Here is a 957-nt window from a genome sequence, read left to right as displayed (position 1 = left end):
GGGTGATCTGGGTGATCTGGTGCAGCGGGTGCGGGACCTGAGCGCCGGGGTCAACGACTATGCCAGCAACTACCGTGACTGGCAGAACTTCGACCAGCGGGGTCGGGTCACCGATCCGGGATGGGCGGATCTGCACGGGGTTGATCCGCTCAACTCTGTCGAGTTGGCGAACCGGATCATGGGTATCGATCCGCAGACGCATCAGTTCCATGTGATCGATCAGGCGATCGCGGTCGCCAAGATCGGTGACGTGATGGGCCCGGAGTTCGAGGTACACGCGGCGAACACCCTGGCCCGTTCGTTGCCGATGGATCTCGACCATGCGCGGGCGCGGTTGTCGCCGGAGGACTTCGCCCGGTTGGAGCCGAGTATCCGGGAGCGTCCGGCGGCGTTCTACGATCCGGTGTCCGGGGTGACGTTCGTCAACCACGAGGGTGTGGCCCGTAGCCCGATCACCCAGGGTGATGCGCATTTCCCGCGGCCGATCAGCGCGGTCGCGGCGACGGTGGTGCACGAGGGTATGCACGCGTTGCAGCCCAACAATGCGTTGCTCAACGACATGCTCCTGGCGATGCCGGACCGTGCGGAGGCGTCGCAACTGCGGGCGTTGTTGACGTTCGAGCGTGAGTTCCAGGGGTTCGCGGCGCAGCAGCAGTTCCTGCAGGGGCTCACCGGTAACCGGTCGCCGGACTTCGCCACGGATCCGCGGATTCCGGCGACTGACCGGTATCACCGGTTGGCGTCGTACACCCCGGCCGAGTTGCGTGATCATGTGGTCACCCAGTATCAGATTCCGGGGATTCCGCATGACGTTCTGACCCGTTTCCCGGACCTCACCCCGGAGAACGTGGTTGCCCAGGCCCGGTCGGCCATTGCGGAGTCGACGCATCCGAACCCGGGCGAGCGTCGGCCGGGTGGTCTGGTCGGGCCGATCACCCGGGACATTGCCCAGCAGCA

Annotated in this window: 1 protein-coding gene; it reads left to right on the top strand. The window is 65.7% G+C overall.

Translation table 11 applies throughout. From position 1 onward, the window contains the following. Positions 1-19: 19 nt before the first annotated feature. The coding region (locus ACFQ4H_RS34830; protein ID WP_377579546.1) for a hypothetical protein at positions 20-957 on the top strand (938 nt) is incomplete at its 3' end.

Source organism: Micromonospora sonneratiae (assembly GCF_042679305.1).
GTDB lineage: Bacteria > Actinomycetota > Actinomycetes > Mycobacteriales > Micromonosporaceae > Micromonospora_H > Micromonospora_H sonneratiae.
This window is presented reverse-complemented; position numbering and strand designations above follow the sequence as displayed.